This is a genomic window from Neobacillus paridis (assembly GCF_016765675.1).
Lineage (GTDB): Bacteria > Bacillota > Bacilli > Bacillales > Cytobacillaceae > Neobacillus > Neobacillus paridis.
In genome coordinates this window covers 1-604 of sequence record NZ_JAESWB010000042.1, presented here as the reverse complement: position 1 = coordinate 604, position 604 = coordinate 1, and the positions used below count along the sequence as shown (strand labels likewise).

The 604-nt window shown below is 64.2% G+C and carries 2 protein-coding genes; both read right to left on the bottom strand.

What is annotated here, in order from left to right; genetic code table 11:
- Positions 1-181, bottom strand: a 181-nt coding sequence (locus JK635_RS04375; RefSeq protein WP_202652775.1) for a KUP/HAK/KT family potassium transporter, incomplete at its 3' end; no start/stop codon positions are given.
- Between the two features lie 193 nt (positions 182-374).
- A partial coding sequence (locus JK635_RS04370) for a hypothetical protein (RefSeq protein WP_202652774.1) occupies positions 375-604 on the bottom strand: 230 nt, incomplete at its 5' end.

Genomic DNA, 604 nt, shown 5'->3' with positions numbered 1-604 from the left:
CGAGCAGGTTGGCAGGGCTGAGCGGTAGTCCATGTTCCGGGGAAAAGACGGTCTTCAGCGTGTACAGCGGGCTGGTGCCGATGTCGCCGTAGACAATGCCGATGGCGGCCAGGGTCAGGGCCGCCATCCGGCTGCGCGTGGCGGGAAAAGCCCTGGCATCGGCGGCGGTGGCGGTGGCCAAAGTGGGATCTGCTTGTGTGGTGGACATTGAACGTGGGAAGTCCCGGCTAGGCATGAAAGAAAGCCGGACGCATACCCAGGGCGGGCGGCCCGGCCAGACCATCCACAGGATAGCGAGCCAGGCATAAATTTTTTGTAAAAAGAAAGCGGCGGCCGTGTCGTTACAGGCGCCGACCCTTCTGCCGCGCGGGCGCCTAGTTCTTGCCGGCCCCCTCGCCGCCCGCCTTCGCCGCTTCCTTTTCCGCCTGCGCCTTCAGGAAGGACTTGAAGAACTGCAGGAGGTTCACGTTCTGCAAGTCCTGCGGGCGCTCGCTGTGGCAGCGGGCGCAGCGGCATGCAAAGCCCATGCGGCTGACCAGCGTGACATTACGCACCAGGAAATTACGGCCGAGGAAGCCGCTGGCGTCATCGATGTAGGTGCGGG